Below are 24,571 nucleotides of genomic sequence, written 5' to 3' on the forward strand. Positions count from 1 at the left end.
ATCCCCATGTTGCGTATCGCCATCGTTGCGGCCGTGCTGGCCACGCCAGTGGTTGCACAGGAAACCAAGGAACAGAGCTGCAAGTATCAGGCCGACGTTGTTGCAGCGATACAGAAAGCACGACTTGACCGGGTCAAGGAACGCGATGTGGCGCAGGCGGTGGCCGACAGTGGTCCTACCTGGCCCGAGAACTACAATGCCGCTGTTCCGCTGATCACGCCTTGGGTATATGAGCAGAAGATGCGCGACGTGCGTAAGAAGGATCTCGGAGCTGCGTGGCTGGAGTTGTGTTTACAACAATAATCCACAGTCAGATCATTTCTCTGTGGACAACCGCGCGCCATCCCCTTGGCGCGCGTTTTCATTTCTGGCAGGTTTGACCCATGTCTTTGCCCCCCGGATTTCTGGATGAACTGCGCACGCGCCTCAGCCTGTCTCAGGTTGTTGGGCGTAAGGTCATGTGGGACCAGCGCAAATCCAATCAGGGCAAGGGGGATATGTGGGCGCCTTGCCCCTTTCATCACGAAAAGACCGCCTCGTTCCACGTCGATGACCAAAAGGGATTCTATTATTGCTTTGGCTGCCACGCCAAAGGGGACGCGATCAGTTTTGTGAAAGAGACCGAGAATGTCTCTTTCATAGAAGCCGTGGAAATTCTGGCGCGCGAGGCCGGGATGCCGATGCCCGCGCGTGATCCCAAGGCGCAGGAAAAGCAGGACCGCCGTTCACAGCTGGCCGAGGTGATGGAACAGGCTGTGCAGTTCTTTCGTTTGCAACTCAAGACTGGGGCAGGGGCGGCGGCACGTGATTATTTGACACGTCGCGGTCTTGACGCGAAGGCGCTGGACCGTTGGGAAATCGGTTTCGCACCCGAGGGCTGGCAGGCTCTGTGGGATCATCTAACCGGTAAGAGTGTCTCCGAGGACCTGATCCTTGGGGCCGGGCTGGCCAAGCCGTCGAACAAAGGTAAGAAACCCTATGACACATTCCGCAACCGCATCATGTACCCGATCCGCGACCCGCGCGGGCGGTGCATTGCGTTTGGTGGCCGGGCGATGGATCCCAATGACAACGCCAAATACCTGAACTCGCCCGAGACCGATCTGTTCGACAAAGGCCGCAGCCTCTACAACCATGGCCCCGCACGACAGGCGGCAGGCAAGGGGCAGCCTTTGGTTGTGGCCGAGGGCTATATGGACGTGATCGCTTTGGCTGAGGCCGGGTTTGGCGCGTCGGTTGCGCCATTGGGGACTGCGATTACCGAGCATCAGTTGCAACTACTTTGGCGCATCTCTGACGAGCCGATCATCGCTTTGGATGGCGATACGGCAGGGCTGCGTGCGGCGATGCGAGCGGTCGATTTGGCACTGCCGTTGCTGGAAGCGGGCAAATCCTTGCGTTTTGCCTTGATGCCCGAAGGCAAGGATCCCGACGATTTGCTGCGCGCCGAAGGTTCGGGGGCGGTGCAGGGTGTGCTGGATGCTGCAATCCCGATGGTCAAACTGCTCTGGCAACGCGAGACGGAAGGCAAGGTCTTTGACAGCCCCGAACGCAAAGCGGCGCTGGATAAATCCCTGCGAGAGAAGATCAAGCTGATCCGCGACCCCTCGATCCGATCGCACTACGGGCAGGAAATTAAGGACCTGCGCTGGCAATTGTTTCGCCCACAGCGACAATCGCAAAATCGCCCGTGGCAACCGCGCGGAAAATGGCAGCCGCAGGCACAGCCTGCCACGCCAGGCGCACGGGCGTCATTTCTGGCCTCGGCTGAGAATGCGGATATTCAACTGCGCGAAGCGGCAATTCTCGCGATTGCCATCCTGAATCCACAAGTTGTCGTGCAATTCGAAACTCAGCTGGAAGAAATGGATTGCCACGACCCTGATCATGCGGCCTTGCGGGGAGCAATCCTGCGCCATGCCATCGACGATCCGGACAATCTGCAGGATCACATCATGCAAACTTTGGGACCGGAACCCCTTGAAAACCTGCTGGCCCTTCGCCATGTCGCAGTGATCCCCTGTGTGTACAAACCGGGCGACGTTGAAAAGGCCGAGATGACGCTGGCCGAGGAACTCGCAAAGATCAAAGCGCTCCAGGGGTTGGATGCTGAGATTGCCGAAGCGGCAGAGGAATTGTCTGATCTGGCCGATGAGGCGCTGACATATCGGCTGGCGCAAGCCGCCGAAGAGCGCAACCGTACAAGCCGCAGCCAGAACGAAGACAGGGCCGTTTTCGACATCGCCGACAATGGTGCGCGAATCAACCGCGATGAGAAAGACGCGTTTGAGGCCATCACGTCTGGCATCAAATTCGAACGGAAACATCGATGAAGTGGTGTTTTCGTAAGGCACTGGAAAAGAAAAACGGGTAAACGGGTGGCCGAATCACTTCTACGCGCTAATGATTCGGTTCAAACGAATCACCCATCCCTGCAGGAGCATTGAATGGCCGCCAAGGATACGAACGAAGACCGCAAATCCGACGAGCAGGAACAGGAAATCTCGCTGGACATGAGCCAGGCCCAGGTCAAGAAGATGATCGCCGAGGCTCGCGAGAAAGGTTACATCACCTACGACCAGCTCAATCAGGTTCTGCCGCCTGATCAGGTCAGCTCGGAACAGATCGAAGATGTTATGTCGATGCTGTCCGAGATGGGCATCAACATCATCGAAGATGAAGAAGCCGAAGAAGAAGAAAACAAAGGCTCGACCGAACTGGTCACCACCGAAGGTCCGCGCGAGGTTGCGCTGGCTGGTGCTGCAACCGAAAAGCTGGATCGCACCGATGACCCCGTACGCATGTATCTGCGTGAGATGGGTTCAGTCGAACTGCTGAGCCGCGAGGGCGAGATTGCTATCGCCAAGCGGATCGAAGCCGGTCGGAACACCATGATCGCTGGTCTGTGCGAAAGCCCGCTGACCTTCCAAGCGATCACCATCTGGCATGACGAACTTTTGTCCGAAGACATTCTGCTGCGGGACGTCATCGATCTGGAAACCACTTTCGGCAACCAGATGGATGAAGACGGCGAGGTTGAAGAGCCGGTTGTCGATACCTCATCGGTGCAGGCGGCCAAGCCTGCCAAGGATGAGGGGCCGGAGCTTGACGCTGACGGCAACCCGATTGCCAATGATGATGACGATGATGACGACGATCAGGCCAACATGTCCCTGGCCGCGATGGAAGCAGCGCTGAAGGATCAGGTGCTGACCACGCTGGAACGCATCTCGACCGATTTCGCAATGCTGTCCGAAATGCAGGACAGCAGGATATCTGCGACGCTGAACGAGGATGGCACTTTCAGCGCGAAGGACGAAGAAACCTATCAGAAGCTGCGCGCTGAGATTGTTGAATTGGTGAATGGTCTTCACCTGCACAACAACCGGATCGAAGCTCTGATTGACCAGCTTTATGGCATCAATCGCCGGATCATGTCACTGGACAGCTCGATGGTGAAGCTGGCTGACCAGGCTCGCATCAACCGTCGCGAGTTCATTGATGCTTATCGTGGGCGCGAGCTGGATCCGAACTGGTTGGCCGAAATGGCCGAGAAACCGGGTCGGGGTTGGCAGATGTTCATCGAACGCTCGACCGAAAAGGTTGAGGAACTGCGCAACGACATGGCTCAGGTTGGCCAATATGTTGGTCTCGATATCCCTGAATTCCGCCGCATCGTGCAGCAGGTTCAAAAGGGTGAGAAAGAGGCGCGGCAAGCCAAGAAGGAAATGGTCGAGGCCAACCTGCGTCTGGTGATCTCGATTGCCAAAAAGTACACGAACCGCGGCCTGCAATTCCTTGATCTTATTCAGGAAGGTAACATCGGCCTGATGAAGGCGGTGGACAAGTTCGAATACCGCCGGGGCTATAAGTTCTCGACCTATGCGACCTGGTGGATCCGTCAGGCGATCACGCGTTCGATCGCGGATCAGGCGCGCACGATCCGTATCCCGGTGCATATGATCGAAACGATCAACAAGCTGGTCCGGACAGGTCGTCAGATGCTGCACGAAATCGGCCGCGAGCCAACGCCGGAAGAACTGGCCGAAAAGCTGCAAATGCCGCTTGAGAAGGTGCGCAAGGTGATGAAAATCGCCAAGGAGCCGATCAGCCTCGAAACGCCCATCGGCGACGAGGAAGACAGCCAGCTTGGTGATTTCATCGAAGACAAGAATGCCGTGCTGCCACTGGACAGCGCCATTCAGGAAAACCTCAAGGAAACCACCACACGGGTTCTGGCCTCTCTCACCCCGCGTGAGGAACGGGTTCTGCGGATGCGCTTTGGCATCGGCATGAACACCGACCACACGCTGGAAGAGGTCGGTCAGCAGTTCAGCGTGACGCGCGAACGTATCCGCCAGATCGAGGCGAAGGCGCTGCGTAAGCTGAAACACCCGAGTAGGTCGCGTAAATTGCGGTCCTTCCTAGATCAGTAAATCGAAAGGCGCCTCATCCCGAGGCGCTTTTTTCTTTCGCCCGCTCACAATGACTGAACTTCAAATCAAATTGGCGGGAATTCGCAAGGAGTCCGGCGATGCCATCTTTATATCGCCGCTGTCCACTCATGGACAGGCCGGGGCGAGGTGATTGGGCTGATGACCCCCGGCCACTTTTTAGCTTCATGAAAGCGGATGAGAGACACGTTTGCGAAAAGCGGTCGGGGCCTGACCCGTCCAACGTTTGAAGGCGGTGGAAAACGCAGCCTGATCGGAATAACCGAGCGAATACGAGATTTCGGACAGATGCATACCGTTCTTGATAAAGGTCTGCGCTAGGTCACATCGTAAATCTTCAACGATCTCACGATATGAGGTGCCTTCATCAGCTAGGCGGCGAGCCAATGTTCGAGGGCTTAGGCCGAGCTGGGTGGCGGCGTCGTCCACCTGTACGATTCCCCCCGGCATCGCATCTGTGATCAACCCTTCGATCTGTGCTCGGGTTTTCTGTCTTGGCGACTGTCTTTCGGCCAGCAGGCGTTCGCCAAATTCAACCAAATGCGCGCGCAGGCTAGGGTCGTAAGTTGGGATCGGTGTTTCCAGCGAGGGCAGCGACAGGATGATTTCCAAGCGTTCGGCCCCGAAGGTAACTGGGAAACCTCCGATTTTCTGGTAGGTGGCTTGGTGTTGCCCAACTGTGTGCTGAAACCGTATCTCAATCGGATTCAGATTCAACTGAGTCAACGCCCGCATCCGGGCGATCGCGCCAAACAGCAGGAACTCGGTCCGCCGATGATAGCGGGAAAAGCTCGGGTCTTTCCAATCGGCCTCAAGCGAGGCAGCGTTACCTGAAAGGCGCAGATTGAAGGCCAGGGCCGGGTCGATAATGCCATGAAACCGCGCCGTATTCTCGATCACCTGCTTCAGATCACGAGAGTACTTGCTGATATAGGCCGTAATGCTGGAAGAAGAACTGAATTCCAGACCCGCCCGTGCGCCAAAGGTGATATCGCCAAGTGCATCGCAGGCGTGTCGGACAAACAGCGCTTCTTTGTGGGCGCTGTACCTTTTGGCAGGCGGTTCAATATCGCTGCGGGTCAATGCGCAGTCACTCAGGACCTGTTCCACCACGGTCGCGCTTGCGTGATCCTCAAGGGTCCGTGTCAGCAATTGAATGCGTGAAATGTCGACGTCCATCACCCAGCCCAAAAAACGCGTTACTGTAATACCGTTACCCTAGCGGCAAACCGTGGCAATGCGCCAGCCTCGGTGCTGATACCCAGGAATTGACCGCAACTCACAAAGATATGGCAGAAATGGCTATGTCCGTAGCCTTGGCCAATAGCTACATGACCGGTGTTGTCGGGTCAGCGCCTTTTGGGGAAAAGGTCAGAGCCTGAGCGAGCGGTCCACCAAGCCGTTTCAACGGGTTCCCCGGCACGCCCCTCTCATTCTTCTGGTCAGTCATGTCGCATTGCTGCGGCGCATTCGACGTGACAGCATCACGGGGAACCTTTTGTTATTTCTTGATCTCTCGTGGCTGATGATCTTTCCATCGATACAGATTTGATCGTCTTCGACGGTGAATGCGTGCTGTGTTCAGGGTTTTTTCACTTCATGTTGCGCCATGATCGAGATCAGAAATTTCTATTTGCAACCGCGCAGTCACCGCTTGGGCAGCAGCTTTATACTCTCCTGAACCTGCCGACAGACGAATTTGAAACCAATTTGGTGATCGTCAAAGGAAAGGTGCACCAAAATCTCGACGCATTTGCCGCTGCGATGCGTGCATTATATGGTCCGTGGCGGGTATTGTCCTTGTGTCGATACCTGCCGAGGTTTCTGAAGAACCCGCTGTACCGGATGATTGCCCGTAACCGATATGCGCTATTTGGGCGGCGGGATGGGTGCCTGGTTCCTGATCCTTCTCTCAGATCGCGGTTTGCCCAAGATGGATTCTGATCGTGATCCATTCCTGCAGGCGCTGGGTATAGATGAATCTGTGCCTGGATTGGTCAGGGATTTGCACAGCGGGGAAGGTCGCTACTCTGGTCGATGCAGCATTCAGCGTGGCCGAGGCGTTTTGGTCGCTCTGGCACTTTGCATCGGGCGATTTCCACCTGCGGGCGAAGATTTGCCGGTCACCCTTAAGATCCGAAAGTCCGGCGCATATTGGCAATGGGAACGGGATTTCGCAGGCCACAAAACGCGTTCACGGATCACTTTTGATCCGCTGTGTGGCATGGTGCGGGAACAGATCGGCGGGCTGACAATATGGTTGCAGCCGGTGAGAACTGATAAGGGGCTGACCATTGAGATCCGCCGCCTCGCTTTGTTTGGCATTCCGTGTCCGGGGTTTCTTTTGCCACGTTCCGGATCGACCGAGGCTGAGGACGCACAATTGAGGTTTCGCTTTGACATTTCGGCGACAGCACCGGGATTGGGGCGCTTGATCCGCTATGAGGGATGGTTAGAGCCTGTTCACGAACCACGTGGGTCAAGCTGACATGATCGTTAGTTCGCTTTGCTGACGATGGCGACGCACTAGTCTATATTTCACATGGAAACAGGAAGATGGTCACGATGAAACAGACAATACTTTGCGCATTTGCAGCACTGCTTATGACCAGCTCTGCGGGCGTTGTCGATGCAGCGCCGAACGGTTATCGAACGGAACCGATGAGCGGCACAGACTTTGAGGTCATTCCAAGGACACGTCAGGATACTGATGGATATTGGTGCGCCGCTGCTGATTTTGCCCGCCGGAAATTGGGTGCTGGGTGGCAGCAACAAATCTACGTTCTGCGCGGCTACGGCCCCAGCGTGACAACGGGACGCCGGACGGCGGTACAGTTCACACTGAAACAACCCGCCAATGTCCCGCAGAAAGGCAGCTTTTCGGTCACAGCCGGGTTCCAGCCGGGTGACAGCATGTCGGTACAGGGCGCAAATGCGCGGTGCGGCGTCCGTCCGTTTATCAATTGACCTGCGATGCAGACAGAATTCTCGATCCAGACACAGGGCGTGGGGCTCTATGAGATTACCGCCCCTGTGCGCAGTTGGCTGAGGCCGGTTTCGGACGGTTTGCTGACGCTCTTTGTGCGCCACACTTCTTGTTCGCTGCTTATTCAGGAAAACGCCGACCCCGAGGTGCAGACTGATCTGCGCGCATTCTTTGATCGGCTGGTGCCGCAATCGGATCATCCGTCGATGGCTTATCTGCGCCACACCTATGAGGGGCCGGACGACATGCCAGCCCATATCAAGGCCGCGATGATGCCTGTTTCGCTGTCGATACCGGTGTCAGATGGGGTACCTGCGCTGGGCACATGGCAGGGGATATATCTGTTTGAACACCGCAACGCGCCGCATGAAAGAAAGGTCGCTGCGCATTTTGGGTGACGCTTTATATTGGGGTAGAAAATTCCGACTACCCAAACTCTAGAGGCTGTCCTATAGTTGTGGATAAGTAAGCCGCAGCGCTTACAAAAAGTGGCCAGCTAGGGACGAGGAGACGGCGGATGCGCTGCCCGTTTTGCGGAAATATCGATACTCAGGTCAAAGATTCACGCCCGGCAGAGGATCACGTCGCGATCCGTAGACGGCGGTTCTGCCCGGCCTGCGGCGGACGGTTCACCACCTATGAACGCGTGCAACTGCGTGATCTGGTCGTCATCAAAACCAACGGTAAGCGCGAAGACTTCGACCGCGACAAGCTGGAACGCTCGATCCGTATTTCGATGCAGAAGCGGCCCATTGATCCCGATCGGATTGATCAGATGATCTCCGGTATCGTGCGCCGTCTTGAAAGCATGGGGGAAACCGATATCCCTTCGAATAAAATCGGTGAAATTGTAATGGAAGCGCTGGCCCGGATTGATACGGTCGCATATGTTCGCTTTGCGAGTGTGTACAAGAATTTCCAGGCGGCCGATGATTTCGAGGAGTTTGTCCACGAGTTGCGCCCGCCGCAACCTTCGACGGATGAGTGAGCGATACAGATAAGCGATATATGGCGCTGGCCCTATCATTGGGGCGGCGCGGCCAAGGCACCTGCTGGCCGAATCCGTCCGTCGGGTGTGTCGTCGTGCGCGATGGACGCATCGTTGGTCGCGGCTGGACGCAGCCCGGGGGTCGTCCGCATGCAGAACCTATGGCTCTGACGCAGGCGGGTAAGGCCGCGCGAGGTGCCACCGCTTATGTCTCGCTTGAACCCTGTTCACACTACGGAAAGACGCCGCCCTGTGCCGAAGCGCTGATTGCGGCCGGTGTTACCCGTGTGGTCTCGGCGATCGAAGACAGCGATCCTCGGGTCGCAGGGCAAGGGTTTGCCATGTTGCGCGAGGCCGGGATTGAGGTCACCACCGGTGTTCTGGCGGAACAGGCAGCACGCGACCACGCAGGGTTTTTCCTGAAAACCGAGCAGGGCCGCCCGTTTGTGACTTTGAAACTGGCCAGCAGCTTTGATGGACGGATTGCTACGGAAACCGGGCACAGTCAGTGGATCACAGGTCCAAATGCTCGCCGCGCGGTGCATGCGATGCGTGCGCGCCACGATGCGGTGATGGTTGGGGCAGGGACAGCGCGCGCCGATGATCCGTCGCTGACGGTTCGTGATCTGGGCGTGCAGCATCAGCCGGTGCGCGTGGTGGTCTCGCGCCATCTAGATCTGCCCTTGATGGGGCAACTTGCGCGAACCGCGTCCGATATCCCTGTCTGGCTCTGTCACGGCCCCCACCCAGACCCCGAGCGTACGCGCGCATGGGAGGGGTTGGGTGCCCGTCTGATCCCTTGTGCGCTGGATGGTCATCACGTGGATGCGGCTGATCTGTTGCAGCAGCTTGGGCAGGCCGGATTGACGCGTGTCTTTTGCGAAGGCGGATCAGCATTGGCTGCATCTTTGCTAAAGGGCGATCTGGTCGATGAGTTGGTCGGTTTTACAGCGGGGCTGACCATCGGGGCCGAAGGTCTGTCCGCGATCGGGGCTCTGAGGCTTGATACTCTGGATACTGCCCCCCGATTTGATCTGATCAAAACACAGGTCGTAGGCGGCGATATCCTACATCGCTGGGCGCGCGTGACGCACTAGCCTTTAGCGCCACCAATGCGCATGCGTTGCCAGCGCGCCCTGAAATTTGGACAAGATGCGATTTACGGGTCCGGTAGGGGATGGCGTACCCTGCGCAAGCCGTTCGACCGCGATTTCGACGGGGCAGGTCTGTCCCGTCACCGGATCGAGATAGCGGGGGTAGTCAATCAGCGTTGCGTGCACCAATCCCATCAGCGAAGGCCGCGCGCCACGTCGCGCAGGCACTGCCCCCAGATCCGTTGTCAGCCCCCAACCGGCGTAGAACGGAGCGCCGAGTGTGGTGACCCGGACGCCGCGCAGCAAAGCCTCGAACCCCAGCAGAGAGGTCATAGTCCAGACCTCATCCACCTGTCCAAGCAGGGTGGCAGGATCGGTGCCTTCTACAATGACATCGGCCAGATCAGTTTCGATCTTGCCGTCGCGCAGACCAGCTTCGACATCCGGATGAGGTTTATAGATCAACACAGCGTCGGGATTGGCCTCGCGCGCCGCGCGCAGCAGGTCCAGATTGGTGCGGATATTGCTTGTTCCCAGCCGGATCGAGGCGTCATCTTCAACCTGACCTGGCACTAGAACGCGACGCCCCTTCGGTAGGTCCGGGGCGGGGTGGCCGATGTTGTACTTGCTTAGGCCCTCGGTCAGCAGCCGGGCTGTCAGCCGCTCGGCGCGGAGCCTCTGATCAGGGCGCAAGGTTTCGCGCGTGGTGATCCATTCTTCCAGGCGGCTGGGATGCGTTGGATCGTAGTAAATGCCGATATCATCGGTCACCAGCGACAGCGGTGGAACCAGCTCCGCGCCCAACCCACGGGATCGTAAAAAGCCATCCTCAATCCGGGTTGCATTCAGCGTCTCACCGGCCCGGCTGGCCCAGACCATATGGGGTTGTTTGGTGTTCTCTGGCTGCTCGGCCACGAAACGCACCTTATGGTGCTGGCCGAAAATGCGTTGCAGGTGGCGGCGTTTCCATACCCGCATCCCGGAGGCGGTCCAGCCTTTGTGGTCCTGCCGCCAGGCCCGGGTTTGCGCCTCAAGCGTATCGAGCACGTATTCCAATTCGCACAGGCGATCATGGTAGGGATCATACCAACGCGGATACAAGATCATCGCAGCTGCAAAAAGCTGCGCCCGCGTAAGATTCCGTTGGCGACGGAGCAGGGGTGCATCATCTTGCGTCAGCCCCCACCCAGCGTAGAATGGTTGCCCGAACACGCGAGGTTTGTGCCCGGCCAATATCGCCTCAAATCCCATCTGCGAGGACAGCGTGTAAACCCCGATGGCCCCTTCAAGCAGCGACCATGGACTGATGGGGCTGTTGAGGATCGATATTCTGTCACTCAGATCCTGATCGGAAAAGTATCCCTTGCGGTGGCCTGCCGTGGTTTCGGGGTGGCTTTTGATGAGGATGCGCGCGCCGGGGTTTTCCTCTTGCGCGATTACCAGCATCTCGCGGAACCGTGCATAGTCGCCGTTGCTTGCGGTGACGGCAGCATCTCCCTGCGTCTGGTCGATCACTAGAACGTAGCCAGGATCGGGAGGCGTCAGATCAAGGTCAAAGGCCGAGTATTTGCTCAGATGCAGCTCTCGAATGCGCGCGATTGCGCCTCGCGCGCGATCCAGCAGGGCGGTGTCATCCAGCGGATGCGTGGCTAACAGAGTTTCCAGATCCGAAGGCACACTCGGATCAAAATGCAGACCCGATCGATCCAACAACAGACCCATGGGTGCCTCACCGCTTCGTCCAGGGTGCAGAGACCGCAGGAACGCGTCTTCGACCCTCAGGACGGGCACATCGCGTTTCTGCGCGATACCCATGCCCCGATGGGCTGTCGGGCTGTTGCCCCAGACCCCGACCAGATCGTCTGGCTGTGGCAGACCAAGCCGGATGTCATACCCGGCCAGAGACAATATACGACGCAGCCGCGACTGTGTCAGGAACCCACCGTTGTAAACAAAAAGCCGGGAGCGTTCGCCCCCGGCCGTGTTCTCCGGTTCAGAGAGCATTCATCAGTTACCCGTAAGCGTCGCCACATTCGCAAATGGCGTCAGACCTCCGGCAATCAGTGAGACAGATTTGCTCCACTGTGCATATGGGGCCTCGGTGACGTATATCGTGTCATCGTCTCGGATCACGAAATCGCGGGCGATGAACAGGCCATTGGGCGCGGTCAGGTTCAGCAGATAGATCATGCGCTGATCACCCTGTAGCTCGGGACGTCCCATGACATTGCGCGCCACATCCTGCCGTTCCTCACGCAGAACAAAAATACCGGTCGGGTCTGAGGATAGCGGCTGTAGGCCTCCGACCTGTGCCAGCGCCTCGAGGGCGGATAGGTCCTGACTTTCAAAGGCCACGCGGGATTGCCCGCCGGTCGAACCCAGCGCGATGTATGAGCGGCTGTCCTGTTCGACCAGAATGCGATCGCCGCCGCGCAGGGCGATATCGGTTTCCGGGTTGCGGAACAGATCGTCGTACCAGATGGTTCCTCTTTGCTTGCCCCTGATCACAGTGACCAATGCGATATCGGATGCAACTGCCACCCCGCCTGCTTGCGCGAGCATGGTCGACAACGAGCCAGTCGGTCGCTCAATCGGATAGATTCCCGGCGCGCCTATAGTTCCGATCAGAGAAACGGTCGACCCATCGCCCGGAGTACGCGACACCTGGACTTGCGGATCCGGAGTCTGTTCTTCCAGCTTCGAGGAAATCAACGTGCGGAGCTGCTCGGGCGTATTGCCCGCCGCACGCAGCCGCCCGGCATAAGGGACAAATATGTAACCTTCGCTGTCGACCTGCACCTGATCCAGAACGGTTGCGCCACCGGCTGCGGAACTTAGCAACCCATCCTCGACATTTTCCCAGATGCTGAGACTCAGAATATCGCCGGGGCGTACGGTATCGGATGCGACGCTTTGCGCGCTGCGGAAAGATTTCGAAAACCCGTATTGCGGAATCACCGATGTGGCCCGCGCAACACGGTCGTCGACCTCAACTACAAAGGCGTTACCCCCGTTTTCGACCGACCCGGCTAGAATTTCGTTTTTGTTCGGTCCGGATTTGGGAAGCTGGCATGCTGCCAGCAGGCCAAGGGTCGCCACAAGGGAAACCCCCCGGATCCATCGGGTAGGAAAGCGCTGCACTGCCGATTTACCTCAATCGTCTTTGTTTTGGGAAGGTTACCCGCATCGCTTCGAAACATCCAGCAGCAGGTTGCCCGCGATCATTCAACAACGCGCAACTGTGGCGTTGTGGCCTCTTTATCGGAGAGCAACCCTTGATAGGGGTCCTGAGCCGATAGCATCATATCAGCCGCTCGCCGCAGCAATTGACGACGCCCTCGGCGAGAATAGAACCCCCCGGGGACTTGGCAGGTTTCCAGAAGAAATTGGCGATAAGCCCGATAGGCCTTGCCGCCCGGGGCATCTGGCTGGGCAAAGAATGCCTCAATCGATTGCCGAGATACGAATTCGGGCTTGTCATAAACCGACTGCCCAAAAATCCGCAAAGGTATGCCACGCCACAGAACCTGCTGGCCTGCCGTGGAATTCACCGTCACGGCGGATTTTGCATCGTCTAGCAACCTGGCCAGCTTACCACCGGGCACATAGTGAATTCGGTTTGTGATGCCGTGCTGAGCTGCAAGCTGGCGCGCCCGCAGCCGCAGCGGCTCACGGTGGTTCTCAAGTGGATGTTCCTTGATAACGAGGTGGTGATGCGCCGGGGCGCCTTTGGCGAATCCGGCGATCACCAATTCGAGAAACTCGGACATACAGGAAAAATCCGAGTGGTACTGCACCGAACTGTCATGGCCCAATTGAAGCAACACAAGATGGTATGGAAAACCGCTCCATCTGACCTGTGCTGTGGCCCAACCCCGCTGTAGCCTGTGAATGGGCATCAGACTCAGACGTTTGAAGTACAAACGAAACTCTTTCGAAACCGGCAGCTCTCGATGTGGTCGGAATTTCTGATATCTGCGGTTCAGAAACAGCACAAACCAGTGATAGAGCGCACCGTAAAAGATGTGCTGGCGCATATCCCCCCAGTGAGACGGAGGTGGAGGCGCGTGACCTTCGGATTGTGCAAGCGCCGTTTGCATCTGTGCCACGTCCAGTTTCATTAGACGCGAATTTCCGTTCGAGCCACTTCGTTCGTAAGTCACCCACCAGGGGCGAAGGTAGCCTTCTTCAAACACATGAACCGTGATCCTGCGCGCATTGGCAATTTCGATGGCTCGTGCGTGCACGGGCCGGGTGTCTCCATATAACACGATATCGGTCACACCGTGGTGGGCGAGCAAATCGCTGAAGGTTTCTGGCCAGTCGTCGGGCGCACCGCGATACGGAATATAGCTGGATTTGTCGCCCCAGAAGGCCTGATCACCCGCGTTGAAGCCAAACCGCCAGACCTGGGCACCCGCAGCCCGCAGCATCCGACCAAGCGCGTTAAAGAACGGACCATGCGGTCCCTGTAGAAACAGGAACACACGCTGGTCGGGGCAAGCGGTCAAGGGTGCCATGCAATCTGCTCGTCTAGTGGCCTTGTGGTGCGTTTGTATAAAATTATGCCTCTTTGTCGTTTTCACGGCAAGGCAGGGCTTGCCGGTAGAGCTGCGTGCCTTTACCTCGGCTATTGAAGCTAGGTTCAGAGGGTTAATGATATGTTCACAGGGATCGTCACCGATATTGGCACCGTTACCGAACTGGACCAGCAGGGCGACCTGCGGGCACGGATCAAGACAAGCTATGAAACGGCGGGCATTGATATTGGCGCTTCAATCGCAAGTGATGGCGTCTGCCTAACCGTCATCGCGTTGGGCGATGATTGGTATGATGTGCAGATCAGCGCTGAGACGGTTTCGAAAACCAATCTGGACAGTTGGCAGGTGGGCAAGCGCGTCAATCTGGAACGTGCCTTGAAGGTCGGGGATGAATTGGGAGGGCACATCGTCTCGGGCCACGTGGATGGCGTGGCTGAGGTGGTCTCTGTGATAGACGAGGGTGATAGCACGCGGGTGACATTGCGGGCGCCTGCCAATCTGGCACGGTTTATCGCTCCGAAAGGGTCCGTCGCGCTGAACGGCACATCGCTGACGGTTAATGATGTGGACGGGTGTGACTTTGGTATCAACTTCATCCCTCACACCAAAGAGGTCACCACATGGGGTGACGTCTCGGTCGGTGATCGCGTGAACCTTGAGATCGATACTCTGGCCCGATACGTCGCGCGACTGGCCGAGATGTCCTGACCTTCAGGTGGAAGGTCCAAATTTGGCCGTCAGCCTCTTGGACAGCCACCAGAAGCATGAAGCCAGCAGGATTGAGACATACCCGTCGATGGCGTAGTGCCAGGCGAGGTGAACCGAGCCTAGTAAGATGATGAAGGCAAACACCGACAGCGCCCAGCCGAGCCAACGCGAATAGGTGAAGCCGTAGAACGCCAGCAGCACAGTAGAGGCAACATGCATGCTGGGCATCGCCGAGATTCCGCCTGCTAGCCCATTATTCCGATAACCATCCAACAGCATTTCATGCACATTCAGCGCCCAGACCGGGCTGATTTCGTGTGATTTGCGTAACAACTCCATCTGCGGAACGAAGTCAGAGCCAAGATTGAAGGGTTCGTAGTAAACGGGACCAACCGAGGCAAAGATGGTTGCAATCACATTGCCGCCTACAAACCAGCACAGTGCAAACGCTACCAGAAAAACGGTGCTGCGGTTCGGGTCACTGCGGTCCAGACAGGCGACGCAAACCGCGATGTAAATCATGGGAAACCAGATGTGATAGGCGCCATTTATCGCAGTGGTTACGATCGGGGATCCCAAAATGGGCCATAGCAAGGTCCACGGATCGACGCCGCCGTGCAGAAACCGGTCCCATTGTACAAATTGCTCATCCCAGAGTGTCGGATTCACAGCATGTATTTCGTTCTTCAGGAAGGTATAGGTCAGGATAAGAGCGACGATGCTGAGAAAGCAGATAACCGCATCGGTCGCTTTTTCAACATCTGCCACTTTGGATCGCAGATCTTGCAACATCCATTGAATTGGCTTTTTGGGTCGCACGACGAACATGGCAACGCCAAGTCGCCAAAGTACGAAATTTGCGAACATGAAACCAAGCAGACGAACTGAGATGACAATCAGGGAAGAGGTCGAAAAATCCCAATATGACCGTCCTACATAGATGCTAACGGCAATGGCATAGACCATCTGCAGTGCAATGAGTGATAGCAGCAGCCTGTTTCGCCGAAGGGCGCTTACACGCACGAAATTTGCAGCGGGCAGATCAGCGGTCTTAGACACTGGGCTCAAATTCTCGTCTAGCTAGGACATTATACAATGACTGGTGCCCAGGATATCAGGCGATCCAAGGGCCCAATTGGGGCAATTTGTGGACAAAGTTCACGCAACCGGCCTAAAGGTTCAGCTATTGGCAACAATGCTCAGAAAAGGCCTAAGTCAAAACTGGCGCATAGGATTGGTAAACTGAGTTGGCACCAGATTTCATCGCTGGCCCTATAGCGCTGGGCATATCAATCTATCTCACAGTGCTTACAGGCTGGTCTTTGCGTCCACTCTGGTCTATCCCGCCATTCAAACCCGTTGTGCGAAAGGCTGCCCTATGAGTTTTGAAACCCCCGGACCGGTAGAGGCCCAATTGCGCGAGGCGATCAGTCCGATCGAGGAAATCATAGACGAGGCCCGAAAGGGCCGGATGTACATTCTTGTGGATCATGAGGACCGCGAGAATGAGGGTGATCTGGTGATCGCGGCCGAGTTCGCTGACGCGGAGGCGATCAATTTCATGGCGACCCATGGGCGCGGGTTGATCTGCCTGCCGATGACGGCGGAACGGATCGACAGTCTGGGCCTGCCGATGATGGCGGTGAACAACTCGTCGCGTCATGAGACAGCCTTCACCGTGTCGATAGAAGCCCGCGAGGGAGTTTCGACGGGAATATCGGCCGCTGATCGCGCACTAACGGTGGCGACCGCGATCAACGAGCAAAACACTATGGCTCACATAGCGACCCCAGGCCATGTCTTCCCCTTGCGCGCCAAAAGGGGCGGGGTATTGGTGCGGGCGGGGCATACCGAGGCCGCCGTTGATATCTCGCGTCTTGCCGGGCTGAACCCCTCGGGCGTGATCTGCGAGATCATGAAGCCCGATGGCACAATGGCGCGCCTGCCTGATCTGGTCGCCTTCGCCGAAGAGCATGAAATGAAGATCGGCACGATCAGTGATCTGATCACCTATCGCTCGCGTAACGACAATCTGGTGGTTGAAACTTCGCGCGAGACAGTGAATTCCGAATACGGTGGCGAATGGGAGATGCGGATTTTCACCGACCAGACCCACGGTATCGAACACGTTGTCATGATCAAGGGCGACATCACTACACCCGAGCCGGTCCTGACGCGGACCCACGCCCTGCATGAAGCGCCCGATATTCTGGGTCTTGGCCCGAAATCGTCACGAGAGCTGCCCCGCGCGATGGAAAAGATCGCCGACGAGGGGCGCGGCGTCGTTTGCCTTTTCCGTCAGCCGCGAAATTCGCTGTATGCCGCAGACGACGAAGGCCCGCGCACGATCAAGCAAACCGGTCTGGGTGCGCAGATCCTGTCCAAGATGGGTATTCAGGAACTGGTGTTGCTGACAGACTCGCCTGAAACCGTGTATCTGGGGCTCGACGCGTTTGGACTGTCAATCGTCGGCACCCGCTCGATCCTCAAGGAAGACTGATAATGGCTGAAAAAGACAAACATGGCATTCTGCCGACTCCCAGCTTCGACAAGCCGGTGAAACTGCTGCTGGTGGTGGCTCCGTTCTACCGTGCCATCGCTGACAACATGGTCGCTGGTGCCAAGGCTGAGATCGAGGCCGCAGGCGGAACCTGCGACGTGGTCGAAGTGCCCGGTGCGCTGGAAATCCCGACCACAATCGCCATGGCCGACCGTCAGTGCAACTACGACGGCTATGTCGCGTTGGGCTGTGTCATTCGGGGCGAGACGACGCATTATGAAACCGTCTGCAACGACTCTAGCCGTGCAATCCAGTTGATGGGCCTGCAGGGCCTGCTGATCGGCAATGGCATCCTGACTGTCGAAAACGACGAACAGGCCGAGGTACGTGCAAACCCCGAAAAGATGAATAAAGGCGGTGGAGCGGCGGCTGCGGCCTTGCATCTGATCGCGCTCAGCCGTAAGTGGGGCTCTTCCAAAAAGGGCGTGGGCTTCAAGCCACCGTCCGAGTCCATCCTTGTGGCGGGCGACAGCAACGGACCCACGACAGCATGACCCAGACAGACGCGCCGAAACCGGCCAACCAGAAACGCCTGATGAAATCCGCCGCCCGGCTTTATGCCGTGCAGGCGCTGTTCCAGATGGAGCAGTCGGGCCAGACGACTGAACAGGTTGTGAATGAGTTTCTGGATCATCGGTTTGGCGCGGTCTACGAGGGGGATGAGATGCTGGATGGCGATATCAGTGTCTTCCGTAAGTTGGTGGATGACGCCGTGAACTATCAGGCCACCATCGACCAGATGACCGATCGTGCATTGGTCGCCAAATGGCCCATTGCGCGCATCGATCCGACCCTGCGCGCTGTGTTTCGCGCGGCCGGGGCTGAGTTGACCCAGAGCGACACGCCGCCAAAGGTCGTGATCACCGAATTCGTCGATGTCGCACGTGCGTTCTTCCCGGAAGGCAAAGAGCCCAAATTCGTGAACGCTGTGTTGGATCACATGGCGCGCGAAGCCCAGCCCGAGGCGTTCTGACGCCTTTACCGCGACCCTGCATGCGCTAGACTCACCATCACAGCGCAAGGAGGTTCGCCATGCCCAAACTGGTCCGTCTCTACATTACGCAAGTCATCTGGGGCTTTGTGATCTCGGCCGTCTTTGTCGGGGTGCTGCTGGCGCTCAACGTGGCCAATCTACGGCATCTGATCACCAGTTCGGAAATTGGTCTGATCGCGTTGGCCATGATCTGGTTCATGAACGGGATCGTCTTTGCGGGTGTGCAGTTCGCCTATGCGATTATGAGCATGGCTGAGAAGCCGAACAAACCACGTGGTGGAACACCGATTGCTCATGGTTTGAAGCCTGCGCCGATCAAACAGGAAGTGCGCGCAGGGCGCTGATTTATTAGGTAAATATGTGGCGGGACCACCAGTCAACCGTGCGGTTTGATTCCCGAGGACCTGTATGTACAGGTGGGCGCCAGTTAATCAGGCCAGGACCTGAACAGAGCCAGCCCCCTCGGAATTGCTTAAGGCCACCAGAATGCTACCTGTCACAAGAAGGGCAGAACCCGCCACGGGCCTAAGTAGGGCCTGAAGCAGGTTCGCACAAGGGGTTAAGCATCAACAGTTTCGTGCAATGCGGTGCGCATCTTGCCGAAATGTTCATCCCATCCGTCATCCAGCGAAAGGATCAGGCCAAAGGCGTCAGCCCCTTGAGGTAGGCCCTCGTGCAGCAGTCCAAGGCGTGTGCCGCCGGCGACGGGTTCCAGCGTCCACTTGACCACACTTTCGGCGCCGCCCATCGGTTTAATGGTGAATGTATATTCAAGATACTCTGGACGTCTCGCTTCACGCACTTCACCCCAAATCAGAAGGTCGCCGCTGGTCGTCCCGAACATCTCAAGCTTTTGTCCAGCGGCCAGGGGACGTTCGGGTTTGTGAAACCACTCGGCCAACCGGTCGGGATCAGTCAAATAGTCCCAAACGATTTCTGGCGTAGCGCGGAGAAAGATTGTTTTCTGCAAAACTGCGTCTGTCATTTCTTATTCCCTTCGATAGCTTTCTTCAGATTTGCGAGGCGATCATCCCAGAACCGGTCGAAGTAGCTGAGCCAGTCCAGAACCGGAGCCATTCCTTTGGGTTCAAGGCGATTGATGCGTTCGCGTCCACGAGCTTCGACGGTGATCAATCCTCCGTCGGACAAAACGGTCAGATGCTTTTTGACGGCCGCGCGAGTCATGTCGAAACGCTCGGTTAGTTGAGCGATCGTCATATCCTGCGCTGCCAGCATCTGAACGATGTCGCGGCGGGTCGGGTCCGCCAGAGCGCGAAATGCGTTTTGGGTCTGTGTCTTCATCGGGCACCTCTTATTGGATACCATTTGGTTTCATATTATTGCGATACCAAATGGTACCATGTCAAGTTGCTTGATTTTTGTTCATGAATTGTTCACATTCTCGGAATGACACTAATTATGCAGCCCGGACAAAAGCTGGCCCGTGGTGTTTCGCGTCACTTGTTGACCCACGGCTATGTTTCGATTGAAGAATTTGTCCCCACCCGAGGGTTGCGTGTCGATGTGATGGGGCTGGGCCCTAAGGGTGAGATATGGGTGGTCGAGTGTAAATCCAGCCGCGCCGATTATCAGTCGGATTCCAAATGGCAGGGCTATCTTGACTGGTGTGACCGATTCTTTTGGGCGGTTGATACGGATTTCCCGACCGAGCTTCTGCCTGCGGAAACAGGCTTGATCATCGCTGATGCCTATGATGCCGAAATCATCCGTATGGGGCCAGAAAGCAAGCTGGCCCCGGCGCGGCGCAAAAAGATGGTTCAGAAATTCGCGATGGATTCTGCACGTCGGTTGCAGGCCTTGCGTGACCCCAGGGTTTAGCTTTTGATGGCGCGCGCGGCTTGGGCTGCGGCGCGGATTTCCTCGGCGATTTCTTCGGCCTCTTCGGGGTCGAAATCCATTGGAATCTCAATTCCGGCACCTTCAATGAACAGCCGCACCATACCATGATCGGTGGGGCCGATCTGCAGGTTCGCTTCGATATCGCGTTCGGTATTGATGCTCATGTTCGCCTCCGGGAAATGCGCTTTGGTGCTAACGCGCGATGGGTTGAGAATCAAGCCGACTATGGGGTCAGATAGGGCATGGTGACGGCAACGCTCAGACCTTTCCGCGCCGAGGATGCGCCGTGGCTGGTAGAACAGCATGACCTGCTCTATTCCCGCGACGAGGGGTTTGATGACAGTTTCGGCCCGCTGGTTGCCCGCATTCTGACGGAATTCATCGCGGATCATGATCCAACTTGCGAACAAGGCTGGATCGCCGAGTGCGACGGGGATCGTTTGGGTAGTATTTTCTGTGTCAGGCTGGATGATCAAACCGCCAAGCTGCGGTTGTTTCTGCTGCTGCCCGAGGCTCGTGGACAGGGGCTGGGCAAGCGGCTACTGACTGCCTGCATGGGTTTCGCCCGCGACGCAGGATATCGCCAGATGGTGCTGTGGACCCATGAGAGTCACGCCGCCGCTTGCGGGCTGTATCGTGCGTTTGGGTGGGAGCTTGTCGACAGCAAGCCGGTGCATTCCTTCGGTGTCGATCTGGTCGAACAAAGCTGGCGAATTCAGCTTTAATCCCCTTGCAATCCCCGTACGCCTTCGCTAAATCGCCCCTCACAAGTGCCGCCTTAGCTCAGTTGGTTAGAGCGCTGGATTGTGGATCCAGAGGTCCCCTGTTCAAGCCAGGGAGGCGGTACCATCTCCCAAAACCCAAGAACGGTTTGCCGGTTGCAGGTCTTTCTGTATACCCGGTACTTGGCGAAAGCTGCGTTCCGATGACATGAGCAAGATATGCCGGATAAGAAACCTGTAGACATCCGTAGAAGTGCGAGACTGTCTGTTGCACCGATGATGGATTGGACCGACAAGAATTGCCGGTTTCTGCATCGTTTGCTGAGTTCTGAGACCTTGCTTTATACTGAAATGGTCACAGCGCCTGCTTTGGTGCGCGGCGGCGCGCTGCATCTGCTGGACTTTAATCCTCAGGAGCACCCGGTTGCGTTGCAGCTAGGAGGTTCGGACCCGCAGGAATTGGCGCAGGCGGCCAAGCTGGGCGCGGAAGCCGGATATGACGAGATCAACTTGAACTGTGGGTGTCCGTCTGACCGGGTGCAATCAGGGACATTCGGTGCGGTATTGATGCGCGCACCCGAAAAGGTCGCGGAATGCGTTGCGGCGATGCGCGAGGCAGTGAAGGTCGAAGTCACGGTGAAATGCCGTATCGGTGTTGACGAACAGGAACCTTCAGAAGTGCTACCTGCATTCCTCGACCAGATTCGCAAGGCCGGTTGTCGGCGGGTGACGATCCATGCGCGCAAAGCTTGGTTGCAGGGGTTAAGTCCCAAGGAAAACAGAGATATTCCGCCACTGGATTATGATCTGGTGCATCGGATGAAGGCTGATTTTTCGGACATGCATATCTCGATCAATGGTGGCATTACGTCGCTTGCTCAGGCGCAACAGCATCTGGAGGCTGGGCTTGATGGTGTCATGATCGGTCGTGCCGCCTATCACCAACCGACAGATATTCTGGCGGCTGCGGACCCGTTGATCTTTGGAACGGGCAGCGTCGCGGATCCCATTGAAGTGGTGCAGAATATGCTGCCCTATGTCGAGGCGCATCTTGTCGACGGTGGTCGATTGCACCAGATCACGCGGCATATGCTGGGCCTGTTCGCGGGGCGTCCCGGTGCGCGGGGATGGCGGCGGATGCTCTCCGAAGGTGCTGTGCGCGAGAATGCCGGCCCAGAAGTGATCCTGCAGGCTCTGGACTCTGTCGCAGCGCTATCGCAGGTGGAACAGGTAGGCTAAGACGGCTTCGAGCCGCTATGGGGGAATGATGCCCGAGACGATGTTGCTGGCCCAGATGCTGGGCCTTTTGCTTGTGATCGGCGCTTTGGCCGGGGTGTTGGCTGGGCTTTTGGGCGTTGGCGGTGGAATCGTTCTGGTGCCCGCGTTTTTCTATGCGTTTCAGACACTTGGATATGGCGGGCCTCAGCTGATGCAGCTATGCCTCGCAACTTCGCTGGCCACGATCATTGTAACGTCGATCCGATCGGTTCTTAGCCATAACAAGAAAGGCGCGGTGGATTGGGGCATCCTGCGCGGCTGGGGGCCAGGCATAGCGGTGGGTGCGGTGATCGGTGTTCTGGTGGCTTCAGCTCTGAGGACAGAGTTTTTGCAGGCGCTGTTCGGCATGCTTGGCATGGTTATCGGCATCTATCTTGGATTGGGTAAATCCGAGTGGCGGTTGGGGGATGCGATGCCCAAAGGATTGCGCCGCGCCGCGCTTTCCCCTTCGGTAGGGTTTCTGTCGGTACTGATGGGAATTGGCGGGGGCAGTTTCGGCGTTCCATTGATGAGCCTTTATAACACTCCGATCCACCGGGCGGTTGCGACCGCAGCGGGCTTTGGCGTGATCATCGCTGTCCCGTCGGTGCTGGGTTTTTTATTTCTCAACATCGCTCCGGAGCATCGCCCGCCGCTGACCATTGGCGCGGTCAATCTGGTGGCTTTCGGTATCGTCGTTGCGATGACTATGATCACCGCCCCGTGGGGCGTTAAGCTGGCGCATGCGATGGATCCGAAGCCGCTCAGGCGGGTCTTCGCGGTATTCCTTACCCTGGTTGCTCTGAATATGCTGAGAAAGGCGTTGGGGTGGTAGCGTCGTTTTACGAGCTAGGTTGGGTAAAGTTTCCTTATGATGGAGCGTTGGCGGATTGGGTGGCGCACACTCTTCCCACTGCGCGTGCGTCCGTCAGCGATCCGGCTCATGCAGCTTGGCACGATTGCGATGGCACGTGGTTCATTGGCGTTGATGCACTGGATAATGATGCGCAGGGCAGGGTCGCGGGTTCGCCTGCACTGGCGGGCGCGGCCATCGAACTGGCACACCAGCAGTTTGGATCGATTGATCTGCACAAAGGGCAGGTGTCGGTAATATATCCGGGCTACCCTCAACCCCGGCGTGGCGAAAGCGAGGCTGCGGCGCGGTATCGTGCGCGGCGAGATGCGGCGCATGTGGACGGGCTCAAGCCAGCTGGCCCTGATCGACGACGGCGGGTGGATGAACCTCATGCCTGGATATTGGGTATCCCACTTACCGAGGCCAGTGTGGACGCAGCACCAATGGTGCTGTGGGAGGGAAGCCACAAAATCCTCGGCGATGCTTTTCGGTCCGCGATGAAGAAGGTGCCGCGGCATGAATTGGGCGAGGCCGATATCACAGATGTCTATCAGGCTGCGCGCCGCGAAGTATTCGAGACCTGTCCGCGTCTCGAACTACCAGCACGTCCGGGCGAAGCCTATCTGTTGCACCGCCACTGTCTGCATGGTGTTGCACCCTGGGGTCCGAATGCCAGCGCTGGACCGGATGGACGGATGATCGCCTATTTCCGCCCTCAGTTGCCTGGTGGTGTAGCGCAATGGCTCGAATCCCCGTAACCTCCTGCCATTGTTTGGCTTTGGAGAGTTGGTTCGATGATTACGGTTCACACGAATGCAGATGGTGCCCTCATTGAGGTCGAGCTTTCGGGCGAGGTCACTAGCGCAGATTACGCGAGCACGCTTGTTCCCGCTATTGAGGCCGCATTGGAAGAGCACGACGCCATACGTCTGCTGGCGATCGTTGGGTCCGAGTTCAAGGGATATGATCTGGGTGCCGCATGGTCTGATACCAAGTTGGGGCTCAGCCATTGGCGCGGATTCGACCGGATTGGCGTTGTGGCGGACCAGGGATGGGTGCAAACAAGCGTCCGCCTGGCTGCCCCGATCCTGCCTTGCCCGGTGCACGTTTTTGGAATGGATGAGGTGGAGGAAGCGCGTCGCTGGATGCGCGAATCTCTCGGGGCGATCCACGTGACGGATCTGGGCGGACCTTGCGTGCAGATCAGCCTGATGGGCAAACTGGATTCACAGGAATACGGTCAGGCTCAAACCGATCTTGATGCGCTGTTGCGCGAACGTGACGGGTTTCGCCTGTTGATCGATCTGCGCGAGTTCGATGGTTGGCAGGGTCTGACTGCAATGGCAGCCCATTTCAGACTGGCGGCTGGTCATATTGGGATGCTGGATCGTGCAGCGATTGTCGGTGACAAGACATGGCAAAAAATGGCGCAACGCATGGCCAGCCATGTTCTGGGAACGCGGACCCAGTATTTCCCGGCTGAGGAATACGAGAATGCAAAAACCTGGCTTGCGACTGGCTAAATGCTCTAAAAATAGTTCAGAAACAATG

At 57.3% G+C, this 24,571-nt stretch carries 28 protein-coding genes and 1 tRNA gene; 21 read left to right on the forward strand and 8 right to left on the reverse strand.

The window, feature by feature from the left end; translation table 11 throughout:
* Nucleotides 1-6: 6 nt before the first annotated feature.
* The 3 genes from ACR0A1_RS02545 to rpoD all read left to right on the forward strand — a co-directional run bounded on the left by ACR0A1_RS02545 (nucleotide 7) and on the right by rpoD (nucleotide 4,436).
* Nucleotides 7-303: a hypothetical protein gene (locus ACR0A1_RS02545; protein ID WP_170396287.1), complete on the forward strand. Its 297-nt coding sequence runs from the start codon at nucleotides 7-9 to the stop codon at nucleotides 301-303.
* Nucleotides 304-383: 80 nt separating this feature from the next.
* Nucleotides 384-2,333, forward strand: a complete 1,950-nt coding sequence (dnaG, locus tag ACR0A1_RS02550; RefSeq protein WP_170635276.1) for a DNA primase — start codon at nucleotides 384-386, stop codon at nucleotides 2,331-2,333.
* Nucleotides 2,334-2,447: 114 nt separating this feature from the next.
* A complete protein-coding gene (gene rpoD, locus ACR0A1_RS02555; RefSeq protein ID WP_170396291.1) occupies nucleotides 2,448-4,436 on the forward strand; it encodes an RNA polymerase sigma factor RpoD in 1,989 nt (662 codons plus the stop codon).
* Nucleotides 4,437-4,619: 183 nt separating this feature from the next.
* Here rpoD and ACR0A1_RS02560 read toward each other — a convergent pair whose 3' ends face one another.
* The gene (locus ACR0A1_RS02560; RefSeq protein WP_170565787.1) at nucleotides 4,620-5,633 is read right to left on the reverse strand and encodes an AraC family transcriptional regulator; all 1,014 of its coding nucleotides are present in this window, start codon (nucleotides 5,631-5,633) and stop codon (nucleotides 4,620-4,622) included.
* A gap of 420 nt (nucleotides 5,634-6,053) precedes the next feature.
* Between ACR0A1_RS02560 and ACR0A1_RS02565 the strand changes: the two genes are divergently transcribed.
* The 6 genes from ACR0A1_RS02565 (at nucleotide 6,054) to ribD (ending at nucleotide 9,525) form a co-directional block, all read left to right on the forward strand.
* Nucleotides 6,054-6,398 (forward strand): thiol-disulfide oxidoreductase DCC family protein, encoded by a 345-nt coding sequence (locus ACR0A1_RS02565; RefSeq protein WP_480866852.1) that lies wholly within the window; start codon nucleotides 6,054-6,056, stop codon nucleotides 6,396-6,398.
* A complete protein-coding gene (locus ACR0A1_RS02570) occupies nucleotides 6,304-6,942 on the forward strand; it encodes a DUF4166 domain-containing protein (protein ID WP_480866120.1) in 639 nt (212 codons plus the stop codon). Before ACR0A1_RS02565 ends, ACR0A1_RS02570 begins: the two co-directional genes overlap by 95 nt.
* 77 nt (nucleotides 6,943-7,019) lie before the next feature.
* A complete protein-coding gene (locus ACR0A1_RS02575) occupies nucleotides 7,020-7,421 on the forward strand; it encodes a hypothetical protein (protein ID WP_255612048.1) in 402 nt (133 codons plus the stop codon).
* A gap of 6 nt (nucleotides 7,422-7,427) precedes the next feature.
* Nucleotides 7,428-7,838, forward strand: a complete 411-nt coding sequence (locus ACR0A1_RS02580; protein WP_170403327.1) for a secondary thiamine-phosphate synthase enzyme YjbQ — start codon at nucleotides 7,428-7,430, stop codon at nucleotides 7,836-7,838.
* A 119-nt stretch (nucleotides 7,839-7,957) separates the two neighbouring features.
* The gene (gene nrdR / locus ACR0A1_RS02585) at nucleotides 7,958-8,428 is read left to right on the forward strand and encodes a transcriptional regulator NrdR (protein WP_039534475.1); all 471 of its coding nucleotides are present in this window, start codon (nucleotides 7,958-7,960) and stop codon (nucleotides 8,426-8,428) included.
* Nucleotides 8,425-9,525 carry a bifunctional diaminohydroxyphosphoribosylaminopyrimidine deaminase/5-amino-6-(5-phosphoribosylamino)uracil reductase RibD gene (gene ribD / locus ACR0A1_RS02590; protein WP_480866123.1) on the forward strand — a complete coding sequence of 367 codons (1,101 nt, stop codon included), beginning with the start codon at nucleotides 8,425-8,427 and terminating at the stop codon, nucleotides 9,523-9,525. Before nrdR ends, ribD begins: the two co-directional genes overlap by 4 nt.
* A gap of 3 nt (nucleotides 9,526-9,528) precedes the next feature.
* On the opposite strand, the gene ACR0A1_RS02595 is transcribed toward ribD, so the two are convergent.
* The 3 genes from ACR0A1_RS02595 to ACR0A1_RS02605 form a co-directional block, all read right to left on the reverse strand.
* Nucleotides 9,529-11,526 carry a capsular polysaccharide biosynthesis protein gene (locus tag ACR0A1_RS02595; RefSeq protein WP_480752722.1) on the reverse strand — a complete coding sequence of 666 codons (1,998 nt, stop codon included), beginning with the start codon at nucleotides 11,524-11,526 and terminating at the stop codon, nucleotides 9,529-9,531.
* 3 nt (nucleotides 11,527-11,529) lie between these two features.
* Entirely contained in the window at nucleotides 11,530-12,663 is a 1,134-nt protein-coding gene (locus tag ACR0A1_RS02600) for a polysaccharide biosynthesis/export family protein (protein WP_480866125.1), read from the reverse strand.
* 80 nt (nucleotides 12,664-12,743) lie between these two features.
* Nucleotides 12,744-14,042, reverse strand: coding sequence for a capsule biosynthesis protein (locus ACR0A1_RS02605; protein WP_480866127.1), 1,299 nt, complete (start codon nucleotides 14,040-14,042; stop codon nucleotides 12,744-12,746).
* A gap of 141 nt (nucleotides 14,043-14,183) precedes the next feature.
* Between ACR0A1_RS02605 and ACR0A1_RS02610 the strand changes: the two genes are divergently transcribed.
* Entirely contained in the window at nucleotides 14,184-14,771 is a 588-nt protein-coding gene (locus tag ACR0A1_RS02610) for a riboflavin synthase (RefSeq protein ID WP_170396310.1), read from the forward strand.
* A 3-nt stretch (nucleotides 14,772-14,774) separates the two neighbouring features.
* Here ACR0A1_RS02610 and ACR0A1_RS02615 read toward each other — a convergent pair whose 3' ends face one another.
* Nucleotides 14,775-15,830 carry a phosphatase PAP2 family protein gene (locus tag ACR0A1_RS02615; protein WP_480866129.1) on the reverse strand — a complete coding sequence of 352 codons (1,056 nt, stop codon included), beginning with the start codon at nucleotides 15,828-15,830 and terminating at the stop codon, nucleotides 14,775-14,777.
* Between the two features lie 319 nt (nucleotides 15,831-16,149).
* Here ACR0A1_RS02615 and ribB point away from each other — a divergent pair, with 319 nt between their 5' ends.
* The 4 genes from ribB to ACR0A1_RS02635 are packed head-to-tail and all read left to right on the forward strand — an operon-like array spanning nucleotide 16,150 to nucleotide 18,669.
* Nucleotides 16,150-17,271, forward strand: coding sequence for a 3,4-dihydroxy-2-butanone-4-phosphate synthase (gene ribB, locus ACR0A1_RS02620; RefSeq protein ID WP_480866131.1), 1,122 nt, complete (start codon nucleotides 16,150-16,152; stop codon nucleotides 17,269-17,271).
* Between the two features lie 2 nt (nucleotides 17,272-17,273).
* Nucleotides 17,274-17,825: a 6,7-dimethyl-8-ribityllumazine synthase gene (locus tag ACR0A1_RS02625; protein WP_170396313.1), complete on the forward strand. Its 552-nt coding sequence runs from the start codon at nucleotides 17,274-17,276 to the stop codon at nucleotides 17,823-17,825.
* A complete protein-coding gene (gene nusB / locus ACR0A1_RS02630; RefSeq protein WP_170396315.1) occupies nucleotides 17,822-18,304 on the forward strand; it encodes a transcription antitermination factor NusB in 483 nt (160 codons plus the stop codon). The genes ACR0A1_RS02625 and nusB overlap by 4 nt, the downstream gene beginning before the upstream one ends.
* 59 nt (nucleotides 18,305-18,363) lie before the next feature.
* The gene (locus ACR0A1_RS02635) at nucleotides 18,364-18,669 is read left to right on the forward strand and encodes a hypothetical protein (RefSeq protein ID WP_170403312.1); all 306 of its coding nucleotides are present in this window, start codon (nucleotides 18,364-18,366) and stop codon (nucleotides 18,667-18,669) included.
* A gap of 215 nt (nucleotides 18,670-18,884) precedes the next feature.
* Here the strand turns inward: ACR0A1_RS02635 and ACR0A1_RS02640 are convergent, their stop codons facing one another.
* Together ACR0A1_RS02640 and ACR0A1_RS02645 are read right to left on the reverse strand one after the other, a co-directional pair.
* Complete coding sequence (locus tag ACR0A1_RS02640) at nucleotides 18,885-19,310, reverse strand: SRPBCC family protein (RefSeq protein WP_170396319.1); 426 nt, start codon at nucleotides 19,308-19,310, stop codon at nucleotides 18,885-18,887.
* Nucleotides 19,307-19,627 (reverse strand): metalloregulator ArsR/SmtB family transcription factor, encoded by a 321-nt coding sequence (locus ACR0A1_RS02645; protein ID WP_170422312.1) that lies wholly within the window; start codon nucleotides 19,625-19,627, stop codon nucleotides 19,307-19,309. Before ACR0A1_RS02645 ends, ACR0A1_RS02640 begins: the two co-directional genes overlap by 4 nt.
* Nucleotides 19,628-19,744: 117 nt before the next feature.
* Between ACR0A1_RS02645 and ACR0A1_RS02650 the strand changes: the two genes are divergently transcribed.
* Nucleotides 19,745-20,164 carry an MmcB family DNA repair protein gene (locus ACR0A1_RS02650; RefSeq protein WP_480436653.1) on the forward strand — a complete coding sequence of 140 codons (420 nt, stop codon included), beginning with the start codon at nucleotides 19,745-19,747 and terminating at the stop codon, nucleotides 20,162-20,164.
* On the opposite strand, the gene ACR0A1_RS02655 is transcribed toward ACR0A1_RS02650, so the two are convergent.
* Nucleotides 20,161-20,349, reverse strand: coding sequence for a DUF6324 family protein (locus tag ACR0A1_RS02655; RefSeq protein ID WP_170396325.1), 189 nt, complete (start codon nucleotides 20,347-20,349; stop codon nucleotides 20,161-20,163). The two genes, ACR0A1_RS02650 and ACR0A1_RS02655, sit on opposite strands and share 4 nt — an antisense overlap.
* Nucleotides 20,350-20,427: 78 nt before the next feature.
* On the opposite strand from ACR0A1_RS02655, the gene ACR0A1_RS02660 reads away from it, so the two are divergent.
* From ACR0A1_RS02660 to ACR0A1_RS02685, 6 genes are all read left to right on the forward strand, one after another.
* Nucleotides 20,428-20,910 (forward strand): N-acetyltransferase family protein, encoded by a 483-nt coding sequence (locus tag ACR0A1_RS02660; RefSeq protein ID WP_480759069.1) that lies wholly within the window; start codon nucleotides 20,428-20,430, stop codon nucleotides 20,908-20,910.
* 47 nt (nucleotides 20,911-20,957) lie between these two features.
* Nucleotides 20,958-21,034: transfer RNA gene (locus ACR0A1_RS02665), tRNA-His, on the forward strand.
* 92 nt (nucleotides 21,035-21,126) lie between these two features.
* Nucleotides 21,127-22,146 (forward strand): tRNA dihydrouridine(20/20a) synthase DusA, encoded by a 1,020-nt coding sequence (gene dusA, locus ACR0A1_RS02670; RefSeq protein WP_170422308.1) that lies wholly within the window; start codon nucleotides 21,127-21,129, stop codon nucleotides 22,144-22,146.
* Between the two features lie 28 nt (nucleotides 22,147-22,174).
* A complete protein-coding gene (locus ACR0A1_RS02675; RefSeq protein ID WP_170511906.1) occupies nucleotides 22,175-22,999 on the forward strand; it encodes a sulfite exporter TauE/SafE family protein in 825 nt (274 codons plus the stop codon).
* Complete coding sequence (locus tag ACR0A1_RS02680; protein ID WP_480866136.1) at nucleotides 22,993-23,778, forward strand: hypothetical protein; 786 nt, start codon at nucleotides 22,993-22,995, stop codon at nucleotides 23,776-23,778. The genes ACR0A1_RS02675 and ACR0A1_RS02680 overlap by 7 nt, the downstream gene beginning before the upstream one ends.
* A 36-nt stretch (nucleotides 23,779-23,814) precedes the next feature.
* Nucleotides 23,815-24,543 carry a SpoIIAA family protein gene (locus ACR0A1_RS02685; protein ID WP_170396335.1) on the forward strand — a complete coding sequence of 243 codons (729 nt, stop codon included), beginning with the start codon at nucleotides 23,815-23,817 and terminating at the stop codon, nucleotides 24,541-24,543.
* Nucleotides 24,544-24,571: the final 28 nt, after the last annotated feature.

It is taken from the genome of Ruegeria sp. D6 (genome assembly GCF_056534365.1).

Excerpts from the sequence above, each read along its gene's own strand:
- ACR0A1_RS02545 (WP_170396287.1), top strand. The coding sequence starts at position 7 with ATGTTGCGTATCGCCATCGTTGCGGCCGTGCTGGCCACGCCAGTGGTT.
- dnaG (WP_170635276.1), top strand. The coding sequence starts at position 384 with ATGTCTTTGCCCCCCGGATTTCTGGATGAACTGCGCACGCGCCTCAGC.
- rpoD (WP_170396291.1), top strand. The coding sequence starts at position 2,448 with ATGGCCGCCAAGGATACGAACGAAGACCGCAAATCCGACGAGCAGGAA.
- ACR0A1_RS02560 (WP_170565787.1), bottom strand. The coding sequence starts at position 5,633 with ATGGACGTCGACATTTCACGCATTCAATTGCTGACACGGACCCTTGAG.
- ACR0A1_RS02565 (WP_480866852.1), top strand. The coding sequence starts at position 6,054 with ATGTTGCGCCATGATCGAGATCAGAAATTTCTATTTGCAACCGCGCAG.
- ACR0A1_RS02575 (WP_255612048.1), top strand. The coding sequence starts at position 7,020 with ATGAAACAGACAATACTTTGCGCATTTGCAGCACTGCTTATGACCAGC.
- ACR0A1_RS02580 (WP_170403327.1), top strand. The coding sequence starts at position 7,428 with ATGCAGACAGAATTCTCGATCCAGACACAGGGCGTGGGGCTCTATGAG.
- nrdR (WP_039534475.1), top strand. The coding sequence starts at position 7,958 with ATGCGCTGCCCGTTTTGCGGAAATATCGATACTCAGGTCAAAGATTCA.
- ACR0A1_RS02595 (WP_480752722.1), bottom strand. The coding sequence starts at position 11,526 with ATGCTCTCTGAACCGGAGAACACGGCCGGGGGCGAACGCTCCCGGCTT.
- ACR0A1_RS02605 (WP_480866127.1), bottom strand. The coding sequence starts at position 14,042 with ATGGCACCCTTGACCGCTTGCCCCGACCAGCGTGTGTTCCTGTTTCTA.
- ACR0A1_RS02610 (WP_170396310.1), top strand. The coding sequence starts at position 14,184 with ATGTTCACAGGGATCGTCACCGATATTGGCACCGTTACCGAACTGGAC.
- ribB (WP_480866131.1), top strand. The coding sequence starts at position 16,150 with ATGAGTTTTGAAACCCCCGGACCGGTAGAGGCCCAATTGCGCGAGGCG.
- ACR0A1_RS02625 (WP_170396313.1), top strand. The coding sequence starts at position 17,274 with ATGGCTGAAAAAGACAAACATGGCATTCTGCCGACTCCCAGCTTCGAC.
- nusB (WP_170396315.1), top strand. The coding sequence starts at position 17,822 with ATGACCCAGACAGACGCGCCGAAACCGGCCAACCAGAAACGCCTGATG.
- ACR0A1_RS02635 (WP_170403312.1), top strand. The coding sequence starts at position 18,364 with ATGCCCAAACTGGTCCGTCTCTACATTACGCAAGTCATCTGGGGCTTT.
- ACR0A1_RS02640 (WP_170396319.1), bottom strand. The coding sequence starts at position 19,310 with ATGACAGACGCAGTTTTGCAGAAAACAATCTTTCTCCGCGCTACGCCA.
- ACR0A1_RS02645 (WP_170422312.1), bottom strand. The coding sequence starts at position 19,627 with ATGAAGACACAGACCCAAAACGCATTTCGCGCTCTGGCGGACCCGACC.
- ACR0A1_RS02650 (WP_480436653.1), top strand. The coding sequence starts at position 19,745 with ATGCAGCCCGGACAAAAGCTGGCCCGTGGTGTTTCGCGTCACTTGTTG.
- ACR0A1_RS02655 (WP_170396325.1), bottom strand. The coding sequence starts at position 20,349 with ATGAGCATCAATACCGAACGCGATATCGAAGCGAACCTGCAGATCGGC.
- ACR0A1_RS02660 (WP_480759069.1), top strand. The coding sequence starts at position 20,428 with ATGGTGACGGCAACGCTCAGACCTTTCCGCGCCGAGGATGCGCCGTGG.
- dusA (WP_170422308.1), top strand. The coding sequence starts at position 21,127 with ATGCCGGATAAGAAACCTGTAGACATCCGTAGAAGTGCGAGACTGTCT.
- ACR0A1_RS02675 (WP_170511906.1), top strand. The coding sequence starts at position 22,175 with ATGCCCGAGACGATGTTGCTGGCCCAGATGCTGGGCCTTTTGCTTGTG.
- ACR0A1_RS02685 (WP_170396335.1), top strand. The coding sequence starts at position 23,815 with ATGATTACGGTTCACACGAATGCAGATGGTGCCCTCATTGAGGTCGAG.